This window comes from Aureisphaera sp., from assembly GCF_059726885.1.
The window spans coordinates 1,840,401-1,865,806 of record NZ_AP041051.1 but is presented as its reverse complement, the minus strand read 5'-3'; the positions used below and the strand labels follow the sequence as shown (position 1 = coordinate 1,865,806).

Genomic DNA, 25,406 nt, shown 5'->3' with positions numbered 1-25,406 from the left:
AATATTGATGCCATCAAATAGTTCCCATATGTATAAACTTCAATGAAAGTTATATCTGAGCATAAAAAAAGCCCATACTTTCGTATGAGCTTTTATGTTTGTACTCAAGGTGGGAATCGAACCCACACTCCCGAAGGAACTGGATTTTGAATCCAGCGCGTCTACCAATTCCGCCACTTGAGCATTACGGGACGGCAAAAATACATAAATATTTATAAATTCGACATAATTCCTTTCAGCATTTTTTTGGAGAACACTCCCTACTATTTTTTACATTTGCAACCAACGCAACTAAATAAAATAACACCATGTCGCCATCCGTACCCGCACCCAAAATCTTTGCCTGCAAACAGAGTCAAGTGCTCGCCAAACAAATTGCCAATACCTTTGGCGCTCCCTTAGGAAATGTTATTACGTCCACCTATAGCGACGGAGAATTTCAACCCTCATTCGAAGAATCTGTAAGGGGAAGTCGGGTATTTATCATTGGCTCCACTTTTCCCAACAGCGACCACCTTATGGAAATGCTTTTAATGTTGGACGCCGCCAAAAGGGCTTCGGCAAGGCATATTACTGCAGTGCTCCCTTATTTTGGATGGGCACGACAAGACAGGAAAGACAAACCCAGGGTTCCCATTGCAGCCAAATTGGTGGCCAAAATGCTGGAAACAGCTGGGGCGACCCGAATTATTACGATGGACCTTCACGCTGACCAGATTCAGGGGTTTTTCGAAAAACCTGTGGATCATTTGTTTGCCTCCACTATTTTCCTTCCTTACCTAAAAAAATTGAACTTGGACAACCTGACCATTGCCTCACCAGACATGGGAGGATCCAAAAGGGCCTATGCCTATTCCAAAGCATTGGAAAGCGACGTGGTTATTTGCTATAAACAGCGTGCTAAAGCAAATGTGATATCGCATATGGAGCTTATAGGTGATGTAAGCGGAAAGAACGTAGTATTGGCAGATGATATGGTGGATACCGCTGGAACCTTAACTAAAGCAGCAGATCTAATGATGGAGCGTGGCGCTAAAAGCGTACGGGCAATATGCACACACCCAATACTTTCTGGCAATGCCTATGAACGATTGGAAAATTCGCAATTGCAGGAATTAATTGTGACCGACTCCATTCCCTTAAAACAGCAGAGCCCAAAAATAAAAGTCTTGAGTTGTGCCAAGTTGTTCGCCGATGTTATGCTGAGCGTACAACACAACGAGAGTATAGCCTCTAAATTCTTAATGTAGAAACGAAAGAATTTACTTTCGGTTTTAGTATAAAAAATGTACATTTGCAGCCGCTTTCAAAGGAAGCGGCTTTTTTAATTTAAATCATTAAGATGAAATCAATTACGATTAACGGATCTCAAAGAGAAAGCGTGGGCAAGGTATCGACCAAAGCCTTACGTAATGCTGGAAAGGTTCCCTGCGTTGTTTACGGAGGAGAAACACCTATACACTTTTCGGCAGATGAAATTGCATTTAAGAACTTGGTGTACACTCCAAACGTTCACACAGTTGTAATTTCATTAGAAGATGGAACAAAGGTAGAATGCATCCTTCAGGACATTCAATTTCACCCAGTTAACGATCGCATCCTTCACATAGATTTTTACCAAATCTTTGACGAAAAGGAAGTAACCATGAATATCCCTGTGAAAATCACTGGAAACTCCAGAGGAGTTAGAAATGGTGGGGTATTGCGTATTGTAAACCGTAAACTGCGGGTAAAGGCATTGCCTAAGGATTTACCAGACTTTATCGAAGCGGACATTACTGAAATGCGTATTGGTGCGAAAATGTATGTAACTGCCATTGAGCAGGAAAAATTCAGCATCCAGCATACAGACAACACAGTTATATGTCAAGTAAGAACTTCGCGTACTGCTGTTGATGATACTGATGAGGATGAAGAAGATGAAGGAGAAGAAGGAACGGAGGCAGCAGCAGAAGCTCCAGCCGCAGAAGCTCCAGCAGAAGAATAAATTCTATTCCCTAATAATAAAAAAAGCATCCCATGTTCGGGATGCTTTTTTTATTTTTACCAAAAATAACGGAAGGAATGCTGTCCTTTTTTAGATCACTCTTTGTTTCAGAAAAAAACAAACCGTTTACCACAGGCGATCCTATGAAAAAATTCCTCATTGCAGGTCTGGGAAATATCGGCCCCAAATATGAAAATACCCGTCACAATATTGGCTTTAGGGTGTTGGATCATATGGCAAAAGAAAATGAACTCACTTGGGAAACCGTTAAACTTGGAGATGTTACTACCTTTAAGAAAAAAGGGCGAACTTTTTTATTCTTAAAGCCTAGCACCTATATGAATTTGAGTGGAAAAGCCGTTAAATATTGGCTGGAAAAGGAAAAGATCCCTCTGGAAAACCTTTTGGTGGTGACCGATGACCTCAACCTCCCCTTTGGCACCCTTAGGGTTAAGGCCAAAGGAAGTGATGGCGGACACAATGGTTTGAAGGATATTCAAAATGTCCTGCAAACGACCAAATACAGCCGTTTTCGTTTTGGCATTAGTGATGCATTTAACAAGGGAAGGCAAGTAGATTATGTGCTTGGTGAATGGAACGAAGAGGAAGAAGAAAAAATAAACGAACGATTGGACACAGCCGCCAAAATCATAGAATCGTTCGGTTTGGCAGGATTACAAATAACCATGAACTCCTATAACGGAAAATAATTTGGAGGAATACACTTCGGCATTGGCTTACCATAACGAAAAAGGATGCGTCGTGACCATCGGCACTTTCGATGGCGTACACTTGGGACATACCGCTATTATTGAACGCCTTGTAAAGTTAGCCAAGCAAGAAGGATTAGATGCGGTCCTTCTCACCTTCTTTCCGCATCCACGAATGGTACTGCAAAAAGACACGAACCTTAAGCTCATTAACACACTAAACGAAAAAAAGGAGCTTCTGGAATCTTTGGGGATCGATCATATGGTGGTTGAACCTTTTACCAAGGAATTCTCTCGGCTTACAGCCCTTGAATATGTTCGGGATATATTGGTAAATCAGTTGAATGCCAAACACATTATCATTGGCTACGATCATAGATTTGGAAGGAATAGAACTGCCAACATCGACAACCTAAAGGAATACGGCGAGACCTATGGTTTTCAGGTAGAGGATATCACAGCTCAGGAATTGAACGATGTAGCTATTAGTTCGACCAAAATCAGGAATGCCCTAAGCGAAGGGGATATCACCACCGCCAATGAATATCTTGGGTACGCTTACCCACTATCAGGCCTTGTTGCCAATGGAAGAAAGATTGGAAAAACCCTAGGGTACCCAACTGCCAATTTAAAAGTAGATCAAGATTACAAGCTTATTCCCAAAAAAGGGGTTTACTTGGTGCGATCTTTCATTAATGGAACCCCTCACTATGGCCTAACCAGTATTGGAACCAACCCAACAGTGGGTGGAAAGGAAACTACAATCGAAACTTTTTTCATGGATTTTGAAGGTGACTTATATGGCCAATTCATTACCTTAGAGTTCATTACGCACATACGTGAGGAAGCACATTTCGAATCGCTGGACGAACTGGTAAGTGCCATTAAGGATGATGAACAATTCGCTAGGAATTTTTTGAAGGATCATGAATAGTTTCCTTTTTAAGCATATTGATAATACCGGATTAGTCCTCTGGCGCATTGCCTTTGGCCTACTCATCGCTCTTGAAGGTTTCGGCGCGATTGCCACAGGTTGGGTGCGCAGAACACTTGTTGAGCCCGACTTTACTTTTAATTTTATTGGTTTCGACTTCCTACAACCTTTACCCGGAATGGGCATGTATTTCTACTTCGCTGTACTTGGGGTTTTGGGTGTTTGCGTAATGCTGGGATATCGATATCGTTATGCTATGTTCTGCTATGCACTTATGTGGACCAGCGTATATCTCATGCAAAAAACCTCGTACAACAATCATTACTATTTAATGATGCTGCTCTGTTGGATCATGGTGTTTTTACCGGCTAACCGCTGGCTTTCGTTGGATGTAAAAAGAAAGCCTTCGTTACGATCGCTATCCATGCCCCAATGGGTGAAAATCATATTGATTCTTCAAGTCTTTATTGTATTCACCTATGCCTCAATTGCCAAAATGTATCCGGATTGGTTTAACTTAAAAGCACCTGCATTGCTCATGCTTGGAAAGCAAAAGTATTGGCTCATTGGTAATTTGCTCCAGGAAACATGGGTACATTACAGTATTGCTTATTTTGGACTGCTTTTCGACCTTTTAATCATCCCATTGTTTATATGGAAAAGGACCCGTGTTTTGGCATTTGGCCTTTCCTTGTTCTTTCATCTTTTTAATTCTATCGTATTCCAAATAGGGATTTTTCCTTATATGTCTATTGCTTTTGCTTTCTTTTTCTTTTCTTCTGAAACCCTTATAAAAAGATGTAAGCTAAAACGCGAAGTCTATCAAGGGAATGATATAAAAGTCTCTTCAATTGCAAAACCAGCCATTTTGGTGTTCAGTATTTATTTTCTTTTTCAGATCGGACTTCCCCTTCGGCATTGGTTCTTTACAGATGACGTGCTTTGGACCGAAGAAGGACATCGGCTTAGCTGGCGCATGATGCTTCGCTCACGTTCAGGCTTATTGAGTGTTTGGGTAGAAGACAAGGAAACTGGAGAGCGCACCAAATATCCGTACAAGGAAATGCTTTCTAAAAAACAGAAACGAAACGTGCAGACCAAGCCCGATCTTATTTGGCAACTGGCACAACGAATCCATGCTATTGAACTGGAAAAAGGTAATGATGTAGCCGTGTTTGCCAATTGTAAAGTGAAAATTAATGGTGGTGTGTACCATCCTCTTATCGACCCAAAAGTAGATTTGGCACAGGAAGAATGGCATCCCTTTCAACATCATGAATGGATTTTACCTTCCCCTGCAGATTACCACAGCAAGGCAGAAAAAGAATAAACCAAAACTTCGCTCACACCCTCTTTTTCCCTAACTTTGCGCTCTTAAAATCCTTACGAAAATGTTACACGTACAGAACATTCGCGACCATAAAGAAGCATATGTAACGGCACTAACCAAAAGAGGTTTACACGCCAATGAAGCACTGGACGAAGTATTGTCCCTTGATGAATTAAGACGTGCCACTCAAGCTAAACTGGATGAAACCCTATCGCAGTCCAATACATTTTCTAAGGAAATTGGTATACTTTTTAAGAATGGGGAAACTCAAAAAGCCAACCTGCTTAAGGAGAAAACCTCTCAATTAAAAGAGCAAAGCAAAGAACTGCAACAGCAATTAAATGAGGCTGCGTCCAAACTTAAGGAGGCATTGTACGCGCTTCCCAATATTCCTAATGAATTGGTGCCGGCAGGTACAGATGAAAACGATAATGAAGAGGTGTACCTAGAGGGAGATATTCCTGTATTGGAAAACGATGCCTTACCACATTGGGAGCTAGCCAAAAAATACGACCTGATCGATTTCGAATTAGGTGTTAAAATAACAGGTGCCGGATTTCCCGTATACAAAGGGAAGGGTGCTCGATTGCAGCGAGCATTAATTGCCTATTTTTTAGATAAGAACACGTCTGCAGGATATACGGAATACCAAGTTCCCCATTTGGTAAACGAAGCTAGTGGTTATGGCACTGGGCAGTTACCCGATAAAGAAGGGCAAATGTACCATGTGGGTATGGACGACCTGTACCTTATTCCAACTGCCGAAGTTCCCGTTACCAACCTTTTTCGTGGTGATCTGTTAATGCACAATCAATTGCCCATTACCTGCACCGGCTACACCCCATGTTTCCGTCGCGAGGCTGGTAGTTATGGAGCACATGTTAGAGGGCTTAATAGACTGCATCAGTTCGACAAAGTTGAAATTGTGCGTATTGAACATCCAGATACTAGTTACGCGGCCTTAGATGGAATGGTAGATCACATAAAGGAAATCCTTCGCGAATTGAAATTGCCTTACCGCATTCTTCGCTTGTGTGGTGGGGACTTAGGGTTTACCGCTGCCTTGACGTATGATTTCGAAGTATTCTCAACTGCTCAAGATCGTTGGCTGGAGATTTCGTCTGTTTCCAATTTTGAAACCTTCCAAGCGAATCGTTTGAAACTTCGTTTCAAGGATACGGATGGGAAAAACAAATTGGTACACACCCTCAACGGCAGTGCCTTGGCTTTACCCAGGGTTCTCGCAGGTATTTTAGAAAACTACCAAACCCCCAATGGAATTAAAGTGCCTGAAGTTTTGGTCCCTTATTGCGGATTCGATATCATTGACTAGGTACAAGATTTCCTGCGTTGGGAAAACGGCTCAATATTTGAGATATTTTTAAGAACTCTATTGCGTATATTTATCCCATGCGAATTGTACTTATAGCCTTATTATTTCTATTTACCCATATTTCCTTTGGCCAAAGCCAAGGATTGGCCAAGAATTATTTTGAACAAGGGGAATACGAAAAGGCTTTGAGTATATTCAAGAAGTTGGTAAAGCAAAACCCTGGAAACAATAGTCAGTTTCAATACTTGGTAAAAACATACCAGCAGCTTGAGCGATATGATGAAGCTCAGGAAGTCCTACTCGAAAAATTGAGCGGACGACGACAGAATCCGCAGTACATGGTAGAATTGGGGCATAATTATACCCTACAGGGTAAGGATAGCCTTGCCTCCATTCAATATGAAAAAGCCATTAGGTCTATTGATGAAAATCCAATATATGCATATGTGGTGGGTAGGACTTTTGGCAACTACAGCCTTTTAGACGAAGCTGCAGCGGTATACGAAAGAGCCATGGAGATTGATCCCACTAGGGATTACAATGGCCAACTCGCTAAGATTTATGGGGAACAGGGGAAGTTAGAGCAAATGTTCGAAAAGTACATAGATCTTATTCAGACCAATGTGGCCTATCGCCCCTCGGCTCAGCGTAATTTCAGTTTTTACATAACCGAAGATCCAAATAATGAAGCCAATATCATACTCAGGAAAACATTGCTGAAACGATTGCAAGGCACTCCAGATATCCTATACAATGAGTTGCTGAGTTGGTTATTCATTCAACAAAAGGATTTCAGAAAAGCATTTACCCAGGAGAAGGCCATTTATAAAAGAACGGGGGAAGATTTGCGTGGCATTATCGATCTATTACAAATATCCATGGATGAAGAAAGCTACGAAGATGCCCGTGAGGTTGCCAACTTCCTCATAGAAAAAGCAACCACACCGAACGCTGAAATCTCTGGCTATAAATACCTTATGCACATTGAGCTAAAATTGGCTCAAGAGGGTGATTACGAAAACATTCAAAAAGAATTTCTGGATCTCTTCGATCGATTTGGTTATGGGCCCGACACCTATGCCCTACAGTTGGATTACAATGAATTTTTGGCTTTCAAATTTGGAAAAAAGGAAGAGGCAATCAATAACTTAAAAAAACTTTCGAAAGAGAGCCTTTCGGTATACAAAGAGTCCCGAATTAAGTTGAAATTGGCCGATATCCTGGTGTTCGATGAAAAATTCAATCAGGCACTTATTTATTATTCCCAAGTTCAGAAAAAGGTAAAAAATGACCGTCTGGCGCAGGAAGCCAGGTTTAAAGTGGCGCGAACAAGTTATTACAAAGGGGATTTCGACTGGTCTTTGGTACAATTGGATGTATTGAAAAAGTCCGCTTCCCAGCTTATTGCAAATGATGCCATGGAGCTTGCCTTAATGATTAGGGATAACTCGCTGGAAGACTCAACACAAATTGCCCTAAAGAAATTTGCGCAAGCGGATTTGTTAATGCTTCAGAACCGAAACTTGGAAGCGATCACTTTGTTCGATGATATCCTTGAAAACCATAAAGGTGAAAAGATCGAAGATGAAGCATTATTAAAACAAGGTGCCGTATTCGAACTATTGGGTGACTTTGCAAAGGCCGAAATCAACTACGGTAAAATAATCGAATTTTACAATGAGGATATCTTAGCCGATGATGCGCATTTCCGCTTGGCAAAATTGTATGAAGATAAATTAGACCTTCCACAAAAAGCCAAGGATCTTTACGAACAGATTATCTTTAATTTTGCAGATAGTATTTATTTTGTCGAAGCACGCAAGCGTTACAGAATGCTCCGCGGTGATGAAATAAACTAAAGAACCTTCCAACTGAAAACCTAAAATAATAATTCTACTTCCATTGTATATCTACAGCGTTACCATTAATATAGAGGAAAGCATTCATGATACTTGGCTAGAATGGATGCAGAAAGAGCACATTCCAGCCATGTTGAACACCGGTAAATTTTCGAAAGCCCTCATGACCAAGGTTCAGGTGGAAGAGGAAATGGGCGGTATTACCTATTCTGTTCAATACACAACCGATAGTAAGGTAACTTTGGACAGGTACTATAAAGAGGATGCTCCTAACTTGCGCGCACAGAGCAAACCTTTTGAAGGAAAATTTGTGGCTTTCCGAACAGAATTGGAGGTCATTGCAGAATTCCAAAAAAAATAACCCGACAGGGGTTCCTATCGGGTTCTTGCGGGGATTCTGGAATTTATAACTTGGTTAGTTAGTTTTCCATTATTATAAACTCAATCCTACGATTGGTTTCATGTTCTTCTTCTGTACAGGGGTTACAATCAATAACAGGTTCCGATTCTCCGTAACCTTTCCAAGTTAGGCGATCTTCGGTTATTCCTTTAGATACTAGGTACTTCACTGCAGAGGCTGCACGTCTTCCAGAAAGGCTCATGTTGTAAGCATCATTCCCTCTAAAATCGGTATGGGCTCCCAATGCCACTGAAATCTCGGGGTTCTCATTTAATGTAGCGACCACTTTATTAAGCGTGATCTTGGAAATTTCCTTAATCTTGGCGCTATCGTAATCGAATAAAATATTATCAATTTTAATATAGCTTTTCTCTTCCTCTACCACGATCGGTGCAGGAATTACCTTCAACGTGACATCGGCTTCGTATTCGGGTGTTTTGTTATCCGTATTGAAGATTGTAGATCCTTTATAAAATCCTTCCTTCCCAGAAACTATGGTGTAGTACTCAAATGATGACAATGGAAAACTAAACTCTCCTTTTTCGTTGGTAATCATATTCCCAACTTCGGTCCCATCGGTATCGATCAGTTTCACCTCAGCATCTGCCAAGGGAATCCCTGTTTCGAAATCCACTGCTTTTCCGCGTACTGTTTGTTTTAGGACATATTCGGTAATCCTATAAATATCGTAATTGCCATAACCCCCTTCTTTGTTGGAAGTGATATAACCAATTCTTTCTGTAGCGGGCACAAAAGCAACCTCATCCTTCTGTGTATTTATAGTATTTCCGAGGTTCAAGATCGTTACATATCCCTTTTTTGTTCGACGGGACTTAAACACATCGAATCCTCCAATATTATCATGGCCTTTAGAAGAAAAGAACATGAACTTCTCATCATAGGATAGGTGTGGAAATTTTTCGTCGTTCTCTGTGTTAATCAAGCCTTCAATAGGTTGTACCTCACCATAGCTGTTTGGTCCCTTCACATCAACCTTGAAAATATCGTAGCCTCCTTTAGAGCTTGGCATGTCCGATGCAAAATATAACGTCTTCCCGTCCTTACTTAGATGTGGGTTTTCCACAGAATAATCATCACTGTTAAATGGAAGTGCAGTAATATTATACCACTCTCCCTGTCTCTCCGGATTAAGTTCGGCACGATATAATTGGAAATGCTGGGTATTACCTTCTATATTCTTAGTAAAGAACATTACTGTTCCCTCTTTTGAAAAAGAAACGGTCCCTAGATTCTCATTTTTATTCAAAATACTGGAAAAAAGCAATGGCCTGGTAAGGTCATAATTCTCTAGAATATCACTACAGTACAATTTGGTAAAGGGTTCATTCGTAGCACGATCTTTTGGAGCCAAGGCGCCAATCTTTCGAGCAGAGAAAGAAATGAACTTATCCATGAACAATCCCGAACCATAATCGGCATATTTGGAATTGATCCCTGTCGTAAGGGTTTCGAATTTAAAACCATTATCTCCAATATCATTAAGATTGAACTCGGAGGAGGCATCGGCTATTTCAGATGAAGTGTTTGTGTTAGCAGAACTTTGCGCATTCAATGGGTTTGTTAAACTAAAAAGCGCAATGAAGAAGAGGATAAAATTTCTCATGGTGAGATGAGGTTGACAATGTTAGATTCAAGCAAATCTAATCCATAAAAGGAATTTTCCTACATATTTTAGTTGAAGTGTATGTTTATTCGTTGAAGTGTAAATTTCAACGATTTTGAAATTTCAAATTAGAAAAGCTATTTTTATGCAAGCATAATACTTCCCTTGTTAACACCAATAAAAACAAGTAATTCCGCTACCTTTGAAAATATATGCAAAATTCAGTTAGAGCAAAAAAACACCTTGGGCAACACTTCCTACATGATGAGCGGATTGCTGAAAAAATTGGCGACACCCTCAATTTGAAAGGGTATACTCATGTTCTTGAAATTGGACCAGGTATGGGAATACTTACCAAGTATCTAATAAAGAAACCGTTAGAGGTCATTGCTATGGATTTAGATACGGAGTCTATCGCGTACTTAAATGAGCATTACCCGGAAGAGAATCTTTCAATTCTCGAAGCGGATTTTTTGAAGTTCGATCTCGCTCAATTATTTGATGAAGCTCCTTTTGCCATTACAGGCAACTTCCCATATAATATTTCATCCCAAATAGTCTTCAGGACATTAGAATGGCGTCATCGCATTCCAGAATTTACCGGTATGTTTCAGAAAGAGGTAGCACAACGTATTTGCGAAAAAGAGGGAAGCAAGACCTATGGCATATTGTCAGTACTAACCCAAGCATTCTATGATGCCGAATATCTTTTTACGGTGAAACCAGGGGTTTTTAATCCGCCACCCAAGGTAGATAGTGGTGTTCTTAGGCTAACAAGGAAAGAAAATTACAGCCTGTCATGCGACGAATCCTTATTCTTCAAAGTAGTGAAAACAGCTTTCCAACAGCGGCGAAAGACACTTCGAAATAGCTTAAAAAGTTTTAATCTGTCCGATAAACTAAAAGAAGATACTATATTTGCCCAGCGTCCCGAGCAACTTTCGGTTACAGAGTTTATAAATCTCACCCAAAAAATACAGGACGATGGCATTTCAACTCACAGATGAATTCGTTCAGCACATTGAGCATCTCATTGCCCAAAGGGATGGTCTTGGGTTAAAAGAAATGCTCCGTGAATTTCATTTTGCTGACATTGCGGAAATCATCGAAGAGCTTAAGTCAGATGACGCCACCTTCCTTATACAATCCCTAGAAAGTGAAATTACATCGGAAGCCCTTATGGAAGTGGACGAAGATGTTAGGGAAAAAATATTGGATCGTCTCTCGCCCAAGGAAATTGCAAAGGAGCTGGAAGAAATGGACACGGATGATGCGGCCGATGTTATTGCCGAATTAGATGAGGACATCCAATTAGAGGTAATCGATAAAATTGAAGATGAGGAGCATGCTGCAGATATTGTCGAACTTCTTACATACGATGATAATACCGCTGGAGCACTCATGGCAAAGGAACTAATTCAGGTAAAAGAAACCTGGACAGTAGCAGGCTGTGTGAGGGAAATGCGCAGACAAGCCAAAAATGTGACACGGGTACATTCCATTTATGTAACGGATAAGAACGGATTATTAAAAGGTCGATTATCATTAAAGGACTTGCTCACCGCCTCCGAAAAAGCCCATATTAGCGACATCTACATCCCGCGTGTAGATTATGTGACCGTTCATACGGAAAATGAAGAAGTGGCCCGAATCATGCAAAAGTATGATCTGGAAGCGATCCCTGTGGTAGATGAAAAGGGAATCTTAATGGGGCGTATTACCATTGACGATATTGTAGATTTCATAAAGGACGAAGCCGAAAAGGATTATCAGTTAGCCGCGGGTATTTCGCAGGACGTAGAGGCCGACGACAATGTATGGCTACTCACCCGCGCCCGTCTCCCATGGTTGGTACTAGGCTTGTTTGGTGGATTGGGCAGTGTGTATATCATGCAAGGATTCGATGAAGCGTTGAGCAAATTCCCTATCCTTTTCTTTTTCACTCCCTTAATTGCTGCCATGGCAGGTAATGTAGGAGTACAATCCAGTGCAATCATCGTACAGGGTTTGGCAAACGACATCATAAAAGGAAGTTTACTAAATCGGTTAGTTAAAGAGGTAGGACTGGCACTTATAAATGGTGCTGCCCTAGGGCTACTGGTCATTTTATTTGGTTTCATAGCGGGACTTAACCAATTGGTGAGTTTAACCATTGCGATTTCCATGCTTTGTGTCATTATTGTAGCGGCCTTGGTTGGCACGTTTGTCCCTATCATCCTTGATAAAAGAGGGGTGGACCCGGCTATTGCCACGGGACCCTTTATCACCACCAGTAATGATATATTCGGAATCTTTCTCTTCTTTTATATTTCAAAACTAATACTCGGTTTTTAATGGATCACAAAGTTTTCAAACATCGATTTACCGTTCCATCTTCGGCTATCGATGTGAGAAAGCACGTCAATAACATTGCCTATCTACAATGGTGTTTGGATGCTGCGGAATCCCATTGGGAGCAAAACGCCTCCAAAGAAATTCGTTCGAAATACATTTGGTACGTACTTAGTCATACAATCGATTATAAAGCATCTGCCTTCGAAGGTGATGTGCTGGAGATTCGAACCTGGGTCTCTTTTTCTGAAGGGGTCAAAAGTGAACGCCGTTACGAAATAAAAAATGTAGATTCGGGGAAAGTCATGGTCGAAGCCAAAACCCTATGGTGCTTTCTGGACGCAAGCAGTTTAAAACCCACAAAAATTCCCGAAGAAATTTGTAATTTGTTCTGAAAATTAGAAAGCTATGAATCCTATTAACGTTAAAGAGAAATTCGGGAAGTTCTCGAAGCAATGGCACCCTCATCAAATTGCCACTGTGGATGACATGCAGGTGATTCTTGCCAAAATTAAAGGCGAATTTGTCTGGCATAAACATGAGGAGGAAGATGAACTGTTTTATGTTCAGAAAGGTACTTTAGAAATGCATTTTAGGGACAAAGTGGAAATCGTTAACGAAGGAGAAATTATTGTGGTTCCGAAAGGTGTGGAACACTGTCCTAAAAGCATAGGTGATGAAGAAGTACATTTGCTTCTATTCGAAAAATTAGCTACAAAGCACACCGGCGACGTAAGTCATGAACGCACCCAAACCGAATACCCTAAAATCTGACAAAGTGAAAGTTCTTCACCTAGATCAAAACCATCCCCTACTTATTGAGCAGTTAAAAGACGCTGGTTTTCAAAATACCGAAGAATACATAGCTCCCAAAGAAGCTGTTGAAAAAATTATAGCCGACTACCACGGTATTGTGATACGTAGCAGGTTCAATGTAGACGCTACATTTCTGGATGCCGCTAAAAACCTGAAGTTCATTGCTAGGGTTGGAGCGGGATTGGAGAGTATCGATATTCCGCATGCCGAAAAAAAGGGCATCCGACTCATTTCAGCACCAGAAGGAAATAAAAATGCTGTGGGCGAACATGCACTGGGAATGTTGCTTTCACTATTCAATAAACTCAATTCCGCAGATCGAAGTATCAAATCGGGTACCTGGGAACGGGAGGCACATCGGGGCGTAGAATTGGATGGTAAAACCATTGGAATAATTGGCTACGGCAATATGGGTAAAGCCTTTGCCAAAAAGCTCAAGGGATTTAATTGTACCGTTTTCTGTTATGATATTTTAAACGATGTTGGCAACAAAAATGCAACTCAGGTTTCCCTAAAAACCCTTCAGGAAATGTCCGATGTAGTCAGTCTGCATACTCCTTGGACGCCTTTAACCAATAGGATGGTAAACGAAGAATTCATCGATCAATTTAAAAAACCATTTTGGCTCATTAACACAGCCCGGGGAAAAAGCGTGGTGACCAAAGATTTGGTAAAAGCCTTGCAAGAAGGTAAAATCCTAGGAGCAGGATTAGATGTGCTAGAATATGAGAAATTGTCCTTTGAGTCTCTTTTCTCTTCAGAAATGCCGGTTGAATTTCAAGAACTGCTTCAAATGGACAATGTTATTTTAAGTCCGCACGTGGCTGGATGGACCGTTGAAAGCAAAATAAAACTGGCTCAAACCATTGTTGAAAAGATTCTGAAGCATTTTTCGTAACTTATCTGATTAGTAGGGATTTCGCAGTTTAAATTGTTCTATTATTAGAAATCACCACTATGACCAACATGAAAACATTAGGCACAGTATTCCTCGCGCTACTATTTTTTACATGTAGTTTTGGGCAACAATTGTATATCGTTAATAATGTAAACGATATAAAAATCATTGATGTAAGTGATCTTTCGGTCACAGACCTATTTACCATACCCATTTCCGAGGCAGGGTTTATTACCGACTTGGCTTTCTCGCCAGATGGTCGCTTGTACGGGGTTACAAATAATTGGACGATCATAGAAATTGATTTGGTGGGCGAAACTTTTATTCCAGTGGCCGATCTCCCGGAAGGGGACTCCTACACCTCCTTGGTATGCAACGCTAACAACGAGCTCCTCACAAGCAGATGGTTAGCACAGGAGTTGTATTCTTATAACCTAGATACTGGTGTGACCACTTTCGTAGATAATAATATCTCTTCTCCCGGAGATTACACGTTTTATAAAGGGAATTTGGTCTATCCAGGGTTCTTGAATGACTTTATAAAGGCCTATGACGGCAACGAACGGATCAATATTGGTTGTTCGGTTCCATTACTATGGACTTTCGTCAATGATTTCGAGGATTGCCAAACCAATACAATTTATGCGTTAGATCAATTTGCAAAGCTATATCGCTACGACCTGGAATCGGAAGATTATGAACTATTAGCGGATTTGGTCGCACAAACGGGGCAGGTATATGGCGGTGCTACCATGACAGAGTACATGGCTTCCAGCTGCCCTCAAGAATCACTGGGTACCGTTGTATGTAGCCTGAATACTGAAGAATTTAACCCGTATGGCATTGACCTAATCGAAAATCCAGTACGCTCCACATTGCATTTTCAGATCCTAAATGAAGCGCCCCTTACCTATTCCATTTTCACTTTGGAAGGGAAGTTGGCACTTCGGGGAAAAGTACAAAACCAACGCATTCCTATTTCAGAAATTAACACTGGCATTTATTTTCTTGAACTAAAGGATGAAAATAGCCTAACAGCATTTACCGAAAGATTTCTTAAAGAATAAATAGCGAATTTTTTCTACTTTTAGGTGTGAAAAAAACCGTTTTTGTTTTTGGCGCACTTATTATTGTTTTGCTCTCTTTGTTTCAATTGAGCAAATACTCTATTGCCTCAGGTAACATGCGAATAGAAATAGTCATCGCTGTTTTTGCTATTTTATTTTTCGTCATTGGGGTTTTTATAAATCGAAAGGCTCAGAATAAATCTTCGGAAGATATTGTCCAAAATAAGCTGGACGATCAAAAAATATTGGAGTTGGGACTTAGTAAGAGGGAATATGAAATTCTGTCTAAAATTTCAGAAGGTCTATCCAATAAAGAAATTGCGGACCAACTTTTCGTTTCCGAAAGTACCATAAAGACCCATGTTTCCAACCTATTTACCAAATTGGATGTAAAACGACGCACCCAGGCCGTTCAAAAAGCCAAATCCCTAAATATCATCGTATAATGGCGATTCCTACTAAAGTATGAGGGAATTTGGTACTTTAGTATGAGTGCATTTCTAAGTGCCCTCTTTACTTTTGACCAAACCAAAATATAAATCATGAAAAAAACAATCTTAAAGTACGGAACGTATTCCCTTCTTATGGCCTCAGGCATTTTCCTGTTGGCCTTGCTAGTAGGTAAAAACCTGGATTATTCGGTACAGGAAGTTATTGGTTATGTATCTATGGGGCTTTCGCTCATTTTCGTCTTTTTTGGCATTCGTCATTATAGGGATCATGAGAACGAAGGTAAAATTTCCTTTGGCAAGGCATTGCTCATAGGTTTGCTTATTTCACTTTTCGCTGGTTTGGGATTCGGTATTATCGATTACATCTATACCACACTTATTAACCCAGATTTCGCCATTGAATACGAAACCAAAATGTTGGCCGATATGAAAGTGAACCTATCACCTTCAGAATACGAAGCCCAAAGCAAAATGCTGAAGGAACAGATGGCTCAATATGGTGGTTCCGGGTTTATGGCATTTATCATGTTTTCGACCGTAGTTATGATGGGATTGGTCATTTCCTTAATTTCAGGACTTATTTTACAACGTAAATAATCAACATATGCAATACGACGCAAATACAGTAGCGGAATACATTGAACAGCTACCCGAAGATCGCAAAGGCCCAGTAGAAAAGCTGCGCCAAATAGTAAAACAAAACCTTCCAGAAGGTTACGAAGAGGGAATCACCTATAAAATGATTGGGTTCTATGTACCCCATTCTATCTACCCGGACGGGTACCATTGCAATCCAAAGGACCCTCTTCCATTCATAAACATTGCTTCCCAAAAGAATTTTGTCGCTCTATATCATAGTGGTATTTATGCAAAAAAAGAACTACTGGATTGGTTTGTTTCCGAATTTCCGAAGCATTCTAAATATAAATTGGACATGGGAAAAAGCTGTGTTCGATTCAAAAAAGTGGATGCCATACCCTACGATCTCATTGCAGAGCTCTGTACAAAAATGAGTGTGAAAGAATGGATAGGCACATACGAAAGCGCCCGTCAGAAATAATGCAATGTATACCCTAAAAACACAACCGAACGATGATGATGTACTCTCCTTTCTAGAGTCCTTTAAAGAAGAGGAGCGTTTTCCGGATTTTCTCGAGTTGCTGGATATTATGACCACAGTTTCTGGGGAGCCACCGAAAATCTGGGGAAACAGCATTATTGGATTTGGAAAGTACGCTTACAAAAACACAGGCACTCAAGGTGAATGGTACAAAATTGGGTTCTCACCCAGAAAACAAAATATCACCATATATGCCACGAGTGGTTTTGAAGGGGAAAAAGAACTCATGGAACGATTGGGCAGCTACAAAACAGGTAAGTCCTGTCTATATATAAAGCGATTGAAAGATATTGATGGTAAGGTACTTCGCCAATTCTTGCGAAGTTCTATGGACAAAATGAACACTTGGTAAAAGAATATACACATGAAAAATAGAGTAACAGGATTAGGAGGGTTCTTCTTTAAAACAGAGGATCCGGACGGAATTAAAAATTGGTATAAAACACATCTGGGTATCCCAACAGATCAATACGGTTGGACGTTTTGGTGGAGGGACGCAAATGGTGAAAAGTGTTCTACCCAATGGAGCCCCTTCGCCCAGGACACCAAATATTTTAGCCCAAGTGAGAAACAATTCATGATGAACTTTCGGGTAGAGAACCTCAAAGAACTGCTAAAAGTACTGAAAGAAGAAGGGGTAACGGTAGTTGGTGAAATGGAAGAATACGACTACGGGAAATTTGGTTGGATCATGGATCCCGAGGGAAATAAAATTGAACTTTGGGAGCCAGTGGATAGTGCGTTTTTATAAAATAATTTTTTACTTTTATAACTCACTAATTATCAAACCAACATAATATGTCAGAAGACGAGAACAAAAACTTTGGCGACGACCTAAAAGACAAAGCCAACGAAGCTGCTAAAGAGGCGAAAGAATTTGCCGAAGAGGCCAAGGAAACGGTTGAAGAAGCAGCCAAAGAGATAAAAGAAACCTGGAACGAAGCAACCAGTAGTGGTGAAAACAAAAAAATCCTTGCAGGTATCTTGGCCATCGTAATAGGTGGTTTGGGTATCCACAAATTTATCCTAGGTTATAATAAAGAAGGTATCATTCAAATTCTACTTTCATTCTTATGCGGAATTGGGGGTATCATTGGTATTATTGAAGGTATCATATATCTTACCAAGAGCGATGATGAATTCTACCAAACGTATCAAGTAGGTAAAAAGCCTTGGTTCTAAAACGTTAAAGTCCTTGAAAAAAAGATCAAGGGCTTTTTTATTTCATTTTATAATCGTAATATTGCGATATATAAATTATAACTATGGGAATTTCAAAACGTTTTTTACATTCAGTTCAGGTCAATCAACTTGCCGATTTGGCAAAAGTTCTTTCGCATCCAGCACGTATCTCAATTCTCAATTATATAGGCGATTGTGAGGGGTGCTCCTGCATGCAGATCGCAGGGAACATACGATTATCACAACCTACTACCTCGCAGCACCTTCAAGTAATCAAGAAATCTGGATTGTTGAAGAGCAAGTTTGTTGGTAAAAGTCAGCTGTATACCATTAACAAGGACAAACTCTCTGCCCTAAAAGAACTGTTTCAGGACTTTTTTGAAACGACCGAAGAAAAATGTTGTTAATCAAATCTTTATATTATGAAGACACAAGAGTTATTCGAGCTGTTAAAAGCCCATCAAGATAAATCACTACTATTTGAATACGCACCCAATCAATTGGTGGGTGCAAATTACCACATCACCGAGGTAAAACATATAAAAATAGACTCGGTAGACTGTGGTGCCAATTCCGATGCTTGGAACGAAACTGTCGTCCAGCTTTGGGAAAGTCCGTCAGAACTCGGAAAGACCGAGTATATGTCTACCTACAAAGCACTTGGTATACTGAATAAGGTCGGGAGGATGAAGTCTTATGATTTGTCATCCGAGGTTAAGTTCGAATATGGCAATTCCTTATTTCATACTGCCCAACTATTTGTTAACGATTATGAAATACACGGAACGAACTTAGTGTTTAAATTAGCCGTCGAAAAAACCGATTGTAAGGCAAAGGAAACTTGTGGAGTGCCGGAAACTGTTAGCGAAGAAAGTGCAGAAGCGTGTTGCGCTCCCGGAGGTGGTTGTTGCTAAAACATGATCGTACGTTCCTTACATAAAGAGCATTTCCCTGCGGTAGCCCGCATTTATGCCGAGGGCCTCGCCACAGGGATTGCTACATTTGAAACTGAAGTTCCAGATTGGAACACCTGGAACCAAAAGTTCTTATCTAGTTGTAGGTATGTCTTTATTGAGGAAAATGAAATATTGGCTTGGTGCGCATTGAGTGCCGTTTCCAAAAGGGAAGTATACAAAGGGGTCGCAGAGGATACTATTTATGTCTCTCAGAAAGCAAGGGGCAAAGGAATAGGCCACAAACTTTTGCAACACCTTGTTGAAGCAAGTGAAAAAGAGGGGTTTTGGACGTTGCAAGCAGCCATATTTCCCCAAAATGAAGCGAGCATAGAGGTGCATAAGAAATGTGGATTCCGAATAATTGGCAGTAGGGAAAAAGTGGCTCAAAGGAATGGCATTTGGTACGACAATATTATAATGGAAAGAAGAAGTAAAAAAATCAATTATATGAAAAATATTCTTGTCCTCTGTACAGGAAACAGTTGTAGGAGTCAAATGGCCCATGGGTATTTAAACCTCTTGGCAAACGATAAGGCTCACATTTATTCTGCAGGTATAGAAACCCATGGACTCAATCCAGGTGCAGTAGCTATTATGAAAGAGGATCATATCGATATAACGGGTCATACCTCAAATCATGTTGACGAATACCAAGGAATCGCCTGGGATTTCATAATTACCGTTTGTGATCATGCAAACGAAAACTGTCCGTTCATTGCAGCACCAAATGCAGTTAGACTACACCATAATTTTTTCGATCCTTCAAAAGTAGAAGGTTCCGATGATGAAAAACATGCGGCTTTCGAAAAAGCAAGGGATGAAATAAAGGCATACTGCGAGACATTTGTTTCCAACAATTTATAGTTTGTCTGGTACGGCGGTATTCAAATGCTGAACTAAATTAGCTTAGGGAGTTGTTCTAAGATAGGGATACGTATTTTCCTTCACATGTCATCTATTTAATTTCCATACCTTTATAACAACTAACTAATCAATGCTTAATCATTATTACCATACACAAGGCAGCAATTCCGGTCTTGTTCCTCCTCTAATTTTATGTGATTGATAGGGTTCTATTATTGAAATCTAATGGCATTGCTAAAAATGTGCTGAATGAATTTGCGTAAATCGTTTATTCTAGCCTTGGCTTTGGGTCTTCTCTCAGTTGTGGCATGGGAAATGTACTGGCGGTCCCAAGGACGAATTCCCAATATTGATGACAATAAGGATCTTTGGGCCATTCAAAGAGCCAAACTAAAAAACCCTACTGAAGATCAGGTTGTATTTATAGGTTCTTCCCGAATTTTGTTCGACATTCAGAATGATCTATGGAGGAAGCATACGGGAACGGATCCTGTAATGCTTGCTGTTCAAGGTTCGTCCCCACTACCTATTTTGCGGGACATCGTAGATAATACCGACTATACGGGAACCATTATAGTTGGGGTCACTTCCGGCCTGTTCTTTTCAACTACTTTCCCTAAGGCTCCACCATGGGAAAGGGCTCAAAGCAAAGTAGATTATTTCAGGGATCGCACTTATGCGCAACGCCTAAATCACCAATTATCCATTCCCTTGCAACATAACCTAGCCTTCATTATGGCTGCGGATGAAAGCTGGGATTCGGACGTCGATCTGAAAACCCTTTTGATACATCAACGCAAAGGAGAGCGCGCTGGCCCAGTCCCTGCACCCTTTTATCAGTTTGAAGATGTATCGCTTGATAGAAATGTACAAATGCTCGAAAGGGCCACAAACGACACAGCTTATGCCAATACCATTAAACTAGCTTGGCAAGACATGCTGTCCGGAGACAGGCCGCCTCCTGATAAAGCCTCCACCATGGCATTTTTTCTAGATTATGCTCAGAAATTTCAGCAAAAAGGAGGGCAAATCATATTGGTTCGCTGCCCCTCAAGTGGATGGTTTAAAGAAATAGAAGCTATAGGCTCTGCAAGAACCGAATTCTGGGATTCCTTGGTGCTTAGATCACGGCTCAAATCCTATCACTATGATGACTACCCTCAATTTAGGGATTTAAACCTACCGGAGTGGTCGCATTTATCGAAAGAGGATGCCGATTTTTTCACGGTTGAGTTTATTTCTATTTTGAAAAAAGACGGAGTATTAACCCATTCTAAAACTGAATAGTTATGCTCTTTAATTCATTAAGTTTCGTTGTTTTTCTGGTAATTGTATTGGCATTGTATTATTCCAAATTATTGGGTTGGACGCATAAAAAAAGAATGTTATTGCTATCCAGTTATGTATTCTATGGGCTTTGGAACCCCCCATTGGTAGTTCTCCTCTGGATTTCGACCGTTGTTGACTGGACCGCTGGTAAAAAACTGGCAGTACTGGAAAATAAAAGAAAAAGAAAGCTTTGGCTCTTGTTAAGTATGACTGTGAACCTAGGCTTTTTGGCCTTCTTCAAATATGGAGACTTTCTATTGCAAAACTTCACCTCATTCTTACATGTCATCGGAATTGAATATACCGCAAGGCCTATGGACATTATCCTACCGATGGGTATTTCTTTTTACACCTTTCAAACCATGTCCTATACCATAGACATGTATCATAAAAGAATAGAACCCGCCAGAACCTTTCTGGATTTTGCCCTTTACGTTACTTTTTTCCCGCAACTGGTCGCTGGACCCATTGTGAGGGCAAAAGACCTAATTACACAGTTTTATCATGAAAAGAAGGCCTCAACCCAACAGTTCTTATGGGGCCTATTCCTTTTAACAATTGGGCTATTTCAGAAAGTGGTACTAGCCGACACCCTATTGTCTGGTACAGCAGACGAAGTGTTTGGATCAAAAGATATTTTGAATGGTTTGGATGCTTGGACGGGAACATTGGCATTTTCTGGGCAAATCTTCTTCGACTTTGCCGGGTACTCAACCTGTGCCATCGGGATTGCCTTACTTTTGGGTATTCACTTACCCGACAATTTTCGATATCCCTACGCCGCAATCGGATTTTCAGATCTATGGCGTCGTTGGCATATTTCGCTATCCACCTGGTTAAGGGATTACTTGTATATCCCACTTGGAGGAAATAGACACGGCATTACACGAATGTACGTTGCCCTTATGCTCACCATGTTGCTAGGTGGTTTATGGCATGGTGCAGCCTGGACCTTTGTAGCTTGGGGAGCACTTCACGGAATATACTTGGTCGTTGAACGCCTTCTTCGGGGTTCTGTTAACATAAAGATCAACGCTTGGAATGGTATCATTCTGGCATTACTCACCTATACTTGTGTTAATATTACCTGGGTGTTCTTTAGGGCTAGGGAATTTGGCACCGCCAAAAACCTACTTGCTTCCATGTTCTTCCTTAATGAGGACGGGAAAAAGGTACTGTACACCTTCGACATAGCTAAGGTTTTTGTAGTAATTATTGGGCTTTTTCTTTGCCATTGGGTAATGAGAAACACTTCCATGAAAAAGGTTTCCGAAAAAACAAACCCATGGGTTTTTGGGTTCTTTTGGGCGCTTTTGTTCTTTTTAATAGTCATTTCCCAGGGCAGTGGTGAGCAGTTTATTTACTTTCAATTTTAAAGGATCTGCCTATCTATGGATATTATAGTATCTTTATAGGAGACATTACTTTATGAAGTACGCCATTCAAATTTTAATTGGTATTGTTGCGGCATTACATCTTTATTTTATGTATTTCGAGATGTTTGCCTGGACTACCTTGGGAAGGAAAATATTTCGGGGGTTCCCCAAAGAACTATTCGAACCTACAAAACCCCTTGCAGCCAATCAAGGGCTTTACAATGGATTCCTGGCCGCTGGATTGATTTGGACTTTCTTCATTGATGATCCCATCTGGAAGGTAAATATTTCACTATTCTTTCTTGGGTGTGTTGCCGTTGCCGGTATCTATGGTGCACTTACGGCACATAAAAAAATATTCTTTTTTCAAGCGTTGCCAGCACTTATTGCTATTGCACTTTTATTATTCTCGTAACACCTGATCTGCTTTCCATACAAATAGGGCAAGCCGCTAATTTTTATATATTTAGTCCAATCATTTGTCATGATCCACTTTTTTCGTCGAATTAGACAAAACCACTTGAAAGAAAACAAAATTTCAAAATACCTTTTATATGCATTAGGGGAAATAGCCCTAGTTATGATAGGTATTCTTTTGGCTTTGCAAGTAAACAATTGGAACGCCCAGAGAATACAGAACAAGGAGATCGCCTCTAAATACAGCGGCATATTGGAAGAATTGAGAACAACCAGTGAGCTAGTTCATGGTAAGGCTCACTTTATAGACTCCATTATCGTGGGCAGGAACCAACGATCCCTACAATTATTGCAACTTAAAAACGAGGATTCCATTCAAACACTCTATGAATCCTTGAGGGGCATCTCCAACGTCATCACCGTCGCTTATGAGATGCCAGCAACAAGCGAATTTCTTGAAGAAGGGTATGCCTCTAAAATTAAAAATTTGACGCTCAAGGATTTCCTTTTAAAACTAAAACGTTCCCTTAGTTTCGGGAACAAGGTGGATGATTATGCCCAAACCCAGCTTAACACCCTTATTGAACCCTATATGGTTAGGCATTTAAATTATGCCCAAATGTTGAAAGGCCGTAAAATGATAGCCATTAATGAAACCAAGGACTTTTCTCAATTTTTTGATGATATGCAACTGGAAAACCTCATCAACCTGAAAATTGAGACAGATATAACCAAGGTAGATTACCTGTTGACTCTTGGAAACCTTCTTGACGCAACTAAAGAAGAAATAGAAAAAGAACTACAAGGTGTTTCAGAAGTAGAAGAATAAAAAATGAATACAGTAGCATCCCATAGAATTCAATCCATAGATATCCTACGCGGAGTAGTGATGGTATTAATGGCATTGGATCATGTTCGGGATTTCTACCATCTTGGCGGCATGACGAGCGATCCTGCTAATATGGACACCACCACCCCTCTACTTTTTTTCACTCGTTTCATTACTCATTTTTGTGCTCCAGTTTTTATTTTTTTAGCCGGCACCTCTGCCTATTTGTACGGACAGAAGAGAACCAAAAAAGAACTCTCCTATTTTCTATGGACTCGAGGTCTTTGGCTCATCATTATAGAAATTACCATTAACACCTTCCTTTGGTGGTTCGATCCGTCTTTTGGCTTTATTAATCTTCAAGTATTGTGGGCCATAGGAATATGTATGATCTTATTGGCAGGACTCATTCATTTACCGAAAAAAGCCATTATTGTGTTTGGCCTTTTATTGGTTTTTGGGCACAATGCACTCGATTCTATTACTTCCGAAAATAGCGGATTAGGTGTTTTTTGGGCCTTCTTACATGAACTTTCCTTTACTTCCCTCGGATCGAGATGGGTCAGCATTTCCTACCCAATTATTCCCTGGGTGGGTGTTATGTCCCTGGGATACGTCTTTGGTGAGCTTTATAAAAAAGGGAGCAACCCAAAGTTTAGACAAAAATGGTTAATGGGATTGGGACTAACATCTATTGCATTGTTCTTTGTGCTACGTGGCCTCAATATATATGGTGACTTGGTTCCTTGGTCCATCCAGAAAAATACAACGTATACAATTCTATCCTTTTTTAATGTGGCCAAATACCCACCATCCTTGGCATTTCTCCTCATTACCTTAGGTCCTGCCTTCCTTTTCCTAAAAGGTATTGAAAAAGTCCAAAACCGAATTTCCAACTTTTTTATTGTTTTCGGAAGGGTGCCATTCTTTTACTATTTGCTCCATATGCTGGTTTTACACCTTGCAGCCTTATTAGCTTTGGTGGCAATGGGCAAGGATTGGACCTTAATGGTTTTTACCCAGGAAAATTTTACCAATCCGGACTTGGCCAACTATGGATATTCGCTCGGAGTGGTTTATTTGGTTTGGATTGGAGTAGTGATCATCTGTTATCCAATTTGTAAAAAATACATGAAGTACAAGGCAGACAACAAACACAAAAAATGGCTTAGTTACTTATAGAAGAAATGTTATACCCTATCTTTGGGATATGCCAAAAACCTCTTTCCCATATTGCTTTGCATTCGTCGTTCTTATGCTATCGAGTTGTGGCATTAAAAACGACCTCCCCGATCCTTTAGAGGCAGGATGGGAAGGAGAGTCGGTTTGCAAAAAACTTGTGGACAACAAAGAAATTCGGGTGCTGAAATGCACCTTTCCCCCAGGAGTGGGCCATGAAAAACATTGGCATGCGAGACATTTCGGATATACCTTGGCTGGGAGTAAATTCAGGATTGAAGACACTACGGGCATAAGAGAAGTAAATGTTCCTACGGGTACCGATTTTTACAATGATGGGATCGAATGGCATAAAGTCCTTAACATTGGTGACAGCACTGCTGTTTTTTTAATTGTTGAACCAAAATAATCCC

The 25,406-nt window shown here is 40.4% G+C and carries 30 protein-coding genes and 1 tRNA gene; 29 read left to right on the top strand and 2 right to left on the bottom strand.

The window, feature by feature from the left end; all coding sequences use genetic code 11:
- Positions 1 to 101: 101 nt before the first annotated feature.
- Positions 102 to 183: transfer RNA gene (locus AC6JAD_RS08185), tRNA-Leu, on the bottom strand.
- Positions 184 to 308: 125 nt separating this feature from the next.
- Here AC6JAD_RS08185 and AC6JAD_RS08180 point away from each other — a divergent pair.
- From AC6JAD_RS08180 to AC6JAD_RS08145, 8 genes are all read left to right on the top strand, one after another.
- Entirely contained in the window at positions 309 to 1,250 is a 942-nt protein-coding gene (locus AC6JAD_RS08180; protein ID WP_461304752.1) for a ribose-phosphate pyrophosphokinase, read from the top strand.
- 92 nt (positions 1,251 to 1,342) lie between these two features.
- A complete protein-coding gene (locus tag AC6JAD_RS08175; protein ID WP_461304751.1) occupies positions 1,343 to 1,987 on the top strand; it encodes a 50S ribosomal protein L25/general stress protein Ctc in 645 nt (214 codons plus the stop codon).
- A gap of 77 nt (positions 1,988 to 2,064) precedes the next feature.
- Positions 2,065 to 2,697 (top strand): aminoacyl-tRNA hydrolase, encoded by a 633-nt coding sequence (gene pth / locus AC6JAD_RS08170; RefSeq protein ID WP_461304750.1) that lies wholly within the window; start codon positions 2,065 to 2,067, stop codon positions 2,695 to 2,697.
- A 1-nt stretch (position 2,698) separates the two neighbouring features.
- Positions 2,699 to 3,631, top strand: a complete 933-nt coding sequence (locus AC6JAD_RS08165; RefSeq protein WP_461304749.1) for a bifunctional riboflavin kinase/FAD synthetase — start codon at positions 2,699 to 2,701, stop codon at positions 3,629 to 3,631.
- Positions 3,624 to 4,961 carry an HTTM domain-containing protein gene (locus AC6JAD_RS08160; RefSeq protein WP_461304748.1) on the top strand — a complete coding sequence of 446 codons (1,338 nt, stop codon included), beginning with the start codon at positions 3,624 to 3,626 and terminating at the stop codon, positions 4,959 to 4,961. Before AC6JAD_RS08165 ends, AC6JAD_RS08160 begins: the two co-directional genes overlap by 8 nt.
- A 61-nt stretch (positions 4,962 to 5,022) precedes the next feature.
- Positions 5,023 to 6,294, top strand: a complete 1,272-nt coding sequence (gene serS, locus AC6JAD_RS08155) for a serine--tRNA ligase (protein ID WP_461304747.1) — start codon at positions 5,023 to 5,025, stop codon at positions 6,292 to 6,294.
- Between the two features lie 77 nt (positions 6,295 to 6,371).
- The gene (locus AC6JAD_RS08150) at positions 6,372 to 8,153 is read left to right on the top strand and encodes a tetratricopeptide repeat protein (protein WP_461304746.1); all 1,782 of its coding nucleotides are present in this window, start codon (positions 6,372 to 6,374) and stop codon (positions 8,151 to 8,153) included.
- A gap of 43 nt (positions 8,154 to 8,196) precedes the next feature.
- Positions 8,197 to 8,514 (top strand): DUF4286 family protein, encoded by a 318-nt coding sequence (locus AC6JAD_RS08145; RefSeq protein WP_461304745.1) that lies wholly within the window; start codon positions 8,197 to 8,199, stop codon positions 8,512 to 8,514.
- A gap of 58 nt (positions 8,515 to 8,572) precedes the next feature.
- Here the strand turns inward: AC6JAD_RS08145 and AC6JAD_RS08140 are convergent, their stop codons facing one another.
- Complete coding sequence (locus AC6JAD_RS08140) at positions 8,573 to 10,177, bottom strand: OmpA family protein (RefSeq protein WP_461304744.1); 1,605 nt, start codon at positions 10,175 to 10,177, stop codon at positions 8,573 to 8,575.
- Positions 10,178 to 10,389: 212 nt separating this feature from the next.
- Between AC6JAD_RS08140 and rsmA the strand changes: the two genes are divergently transcribed.
- From rsmA to AC6JAD_RS08035, 21 genes are all read left to right on the top strand, one after another.
- Positions 10,390 to 11,184, top strand: coding sequence for a 16S rRNA (adenine(1518)-N(6)/adenine(1519)-N(6))-dimethyltransferase RsmA (gene rsmA, locus AC6JAD_RS08135; protein WP_461304743.1), 795 nt, complete (start codon positions 10,390 to 10,392; stop codon positions 11,182 to 11,184).
- Positions 11,162 to 12,511, top strand: a complete 1,350-nt coding sequence (gene mgtE / locus AC6JAD_RS08130) for a magnesium transporter (RefSeq protein ID WP_461304742.1) — start codon at positions 11,162 to 11,164, stop codon at positions 12,509 to 12,511. Before rsmA ends, mgtE begins: the two co-directional genes overlap by 23 nt.
- Positions 12,511 to 12,903: an acyl-CoA thioesterase gene (locus tag AC6JAD_RS08125; RefSeq protein WP_461304741.1), complete on the top strand. Its 393-nt coding sequence runs from the start codon at positions 12,511 to 12,513 to the stop codon at positions 12,901 to 12,903. The genes mgtE and AC6JAD_RS08125 overlap by 1 nt, the downstream gene beginning before the upstream one ends.
- A gap of 13 nt (positions 12,904 to 12,916) precedes the next feature.
- On the top strand, positions 12,917 to 13,282 hold the full coding sequence (locus AC6JAD_RS08120) for a cupin domain-containing protein (protein ID WP_461304740.1): 366 nt from the start codon (positions 12,917 to 12,919) through the stop codon (positions 13,280 to 13,282).
- Between the two features lie 4 nt (positions 13,283 to 13,286).
- Positions 13,287 to 14,222, top strand: coding sequence for a 2-hydroxyacid dehydrogenase (locus tag AC6JAD_RS08115; protein ID WP_461304739.1), 936 nt, complete (start codon positions 13,287 to 13,289; stop codon positions 14,220 to 14,222).
- Between the two features lie 68 nt (positions 14,223 to 14,290).
- Entirely contained in the window at positions 14,291 to 15,289 is a 999-nt protein-coding gene (locus tag AC6JAD_RS08110) for a T9SS type A sorting domain-containing protein (RefSeq protein WP_461304738.1), read from the top strand.
- A 26-nt stretch (positions 15,290 to 15,315) separates the two neighbouring features.
- The gene (locus AC6JAD_RS08105; protein ID WP_461304737.1) at positions 15,316 to 15,735 is read left to right on the top strand and encodes a LuxR C-terminal-related transcriptional regulator; all 420 of its coding nucleotides are present in this window, start codon (positions 15,316 to 15,318) and stop codon (positions 15,733 to 15,735) included.
- A 96-nt stretch (positions 15,736 to 15,831) separates the two neighbouring features.
- Entirely contained in the window at positions 15,832 to 16,338 is a 507-nt protein-coding gene (locus AC6JAD_RS08100) for a DUF4199 domain-containing protein (RefSeq protein WP_461304736.1), read from the top strand.
- 7 nt (positions 16,339 to 16,345) lie between these two features.
- Complete coding sequence (locus AC6JAD_RS08095) at positions 16,346 to 16,801, top strand: DUF1801 domain-containing protein (RefSeq protein WP_461304735.1); 456 nt, start codon at positions 16,346 to 16,348, stop codon at positions 16,799 to 16,801.
- Between the two features lie 4 nt (positions 16,802 to 16,805).
- Positions 16,806 to 17,213 (top strand): DUF1801 domain-containing protein, encoded by a 408-nt coding sequence (locus AC6JAD_RS08090; protein WP_461304734.1) that lies wholly within the window; start codon positions 16,806 to 16,808, stop codon positions 17,211 to 17,213.
- Positions 17,214 to 17,225: 12 nt separating this feature from the next.
- A complete protein-coding gene (locus tag AC6JAD_RS08085; protein WP_461304733.1) occupies positions 17,226 to 17,612 on the top strand; it encodes a VOC family protein in 387 nt (128 codons plus the stop codon).
- Between the two features lie 47 nt (positions 17,613 to 17,659).
- Complete coding sequence (locus AC6JAD_RS08080; protein ID WP_461304732.1) at positions 17,660 to 18,043, top strand: NINE protein; 384 nt, start codon at positions 17,660 to 17,662, stop codon at positions 18,041 to 18,043.
- A gap of 83 nt (positions 18,044 to 18,126) precedes the next feature.
- Entirely contained in the window at positions 18,127 to 18,450 is a 324-nt protein-coding gene (locus AC6JAD_RS08075; RefSeq protein ID WP_461304731.1) for an ArsR/SmtB family transcription factor, read from the top strand.
- 15 nt (positions 18,451 to 18,465) lie between these two features.
- The gene (locus AC6JAD_RS08070; RefSeq protein WP_461304730.1) at positions 18,466 to 18,957 is read left to right on the top strand and encodes a DUF6428 family protein; all 492 of its coding nucleotides are present in this window, start codon (positions 18,466 to 18,468) and stop codon (positions 18,955 to 18,957) included.
- Positions 18,958 to 18,960: 3 nt separating this feature from the next.
- On the top strand, positions 18,961 to 19,863 hold the full coding sequence (locus AC6JAD_RS08065; RefSeq protein ID WP_461304729.1) for a GNAT family N-acetyltransferase: 903 nt from the start codon (positions 18,961 to 18,963) through the stop codon (positions 19,861 to 19,863).
- 249 nt (positions 19,864 to 20,112) lie between these two features.
- Positions 20,113 to 21,150: a hypothetical protein gene (locus tag AC6JAD_RS08060; RefSeq protein WP_461304728.1), complete on the top strand. Its 1,038-nt coding sequence runs from the start codon at positions 20,113 to 20,115 to the stop codon at positions 21,148 to 21,150.
- Positions 21,151 to 21,152: 2 nt separating this feature from the next.
- Positions 21,153 to 22,568 (top strand): MBOAT family O-acyltransferase, encoded by a 1,416-nt coding sequence (locus AC6JAD_RS08055; protein WP_461304727.1) that lies wholly within the window; start codon positions 21,153 to 21,155, stop codon positions 22,566 to 22,568.
- Positions 22,569 to 22,620: 52 nt separating this feature from the next.
- A complete protein-coding gene (locus AC6JAD_RS08050; protein ID WP_461304726.1) occupies positions 22,621 to 22,983 on the top strand; it encodes a DUF1304 domain-containing protein in 363 nt (120 codons plus the stop codon).
- A gap of 105 nt (positions 22,984 to 23,088) precedes the next feature.
- Positions 23,089 to 23,814, top strand: a complete 726-nt coding sequence (locus AC6JAD_RS08045) for a hypothetical protein (RefSeq protein WP_461304725.1) — start codon at positions 23,089 to 23,091, stop codon at positions 23,812 to 23,814.
- Positions 23,815 to 23,817: 3 nt separating this feature from the next.
- Positions 23,818 to 24,996, top strand: a complete 1,179-nt coding sequence (locus AC6JAD_RS08040) for an acetyltransferase domain-containing protein (protein ID WP_461304724.1) — start codon at positions 23,818 to 23,820, stop codon at positions 24,994 to 24,996.
- A 28-nt stretch (positions 24,997 to 25,024) separates the two neighbouring features.
- Positions 25,025 to 25,402, top strand: a complete 378-nt coding sequence (locus AC6JAD_RS08035) for a cupin domain-containing protein (protein WP_461304723.1) — start codon at positions 25,025 to 25,027, stop codon at positions 25,400 to 25,402.
- The last annotated feature ends 4 nt before the right edge of the window (positions 25,403 to 25,406 follow it).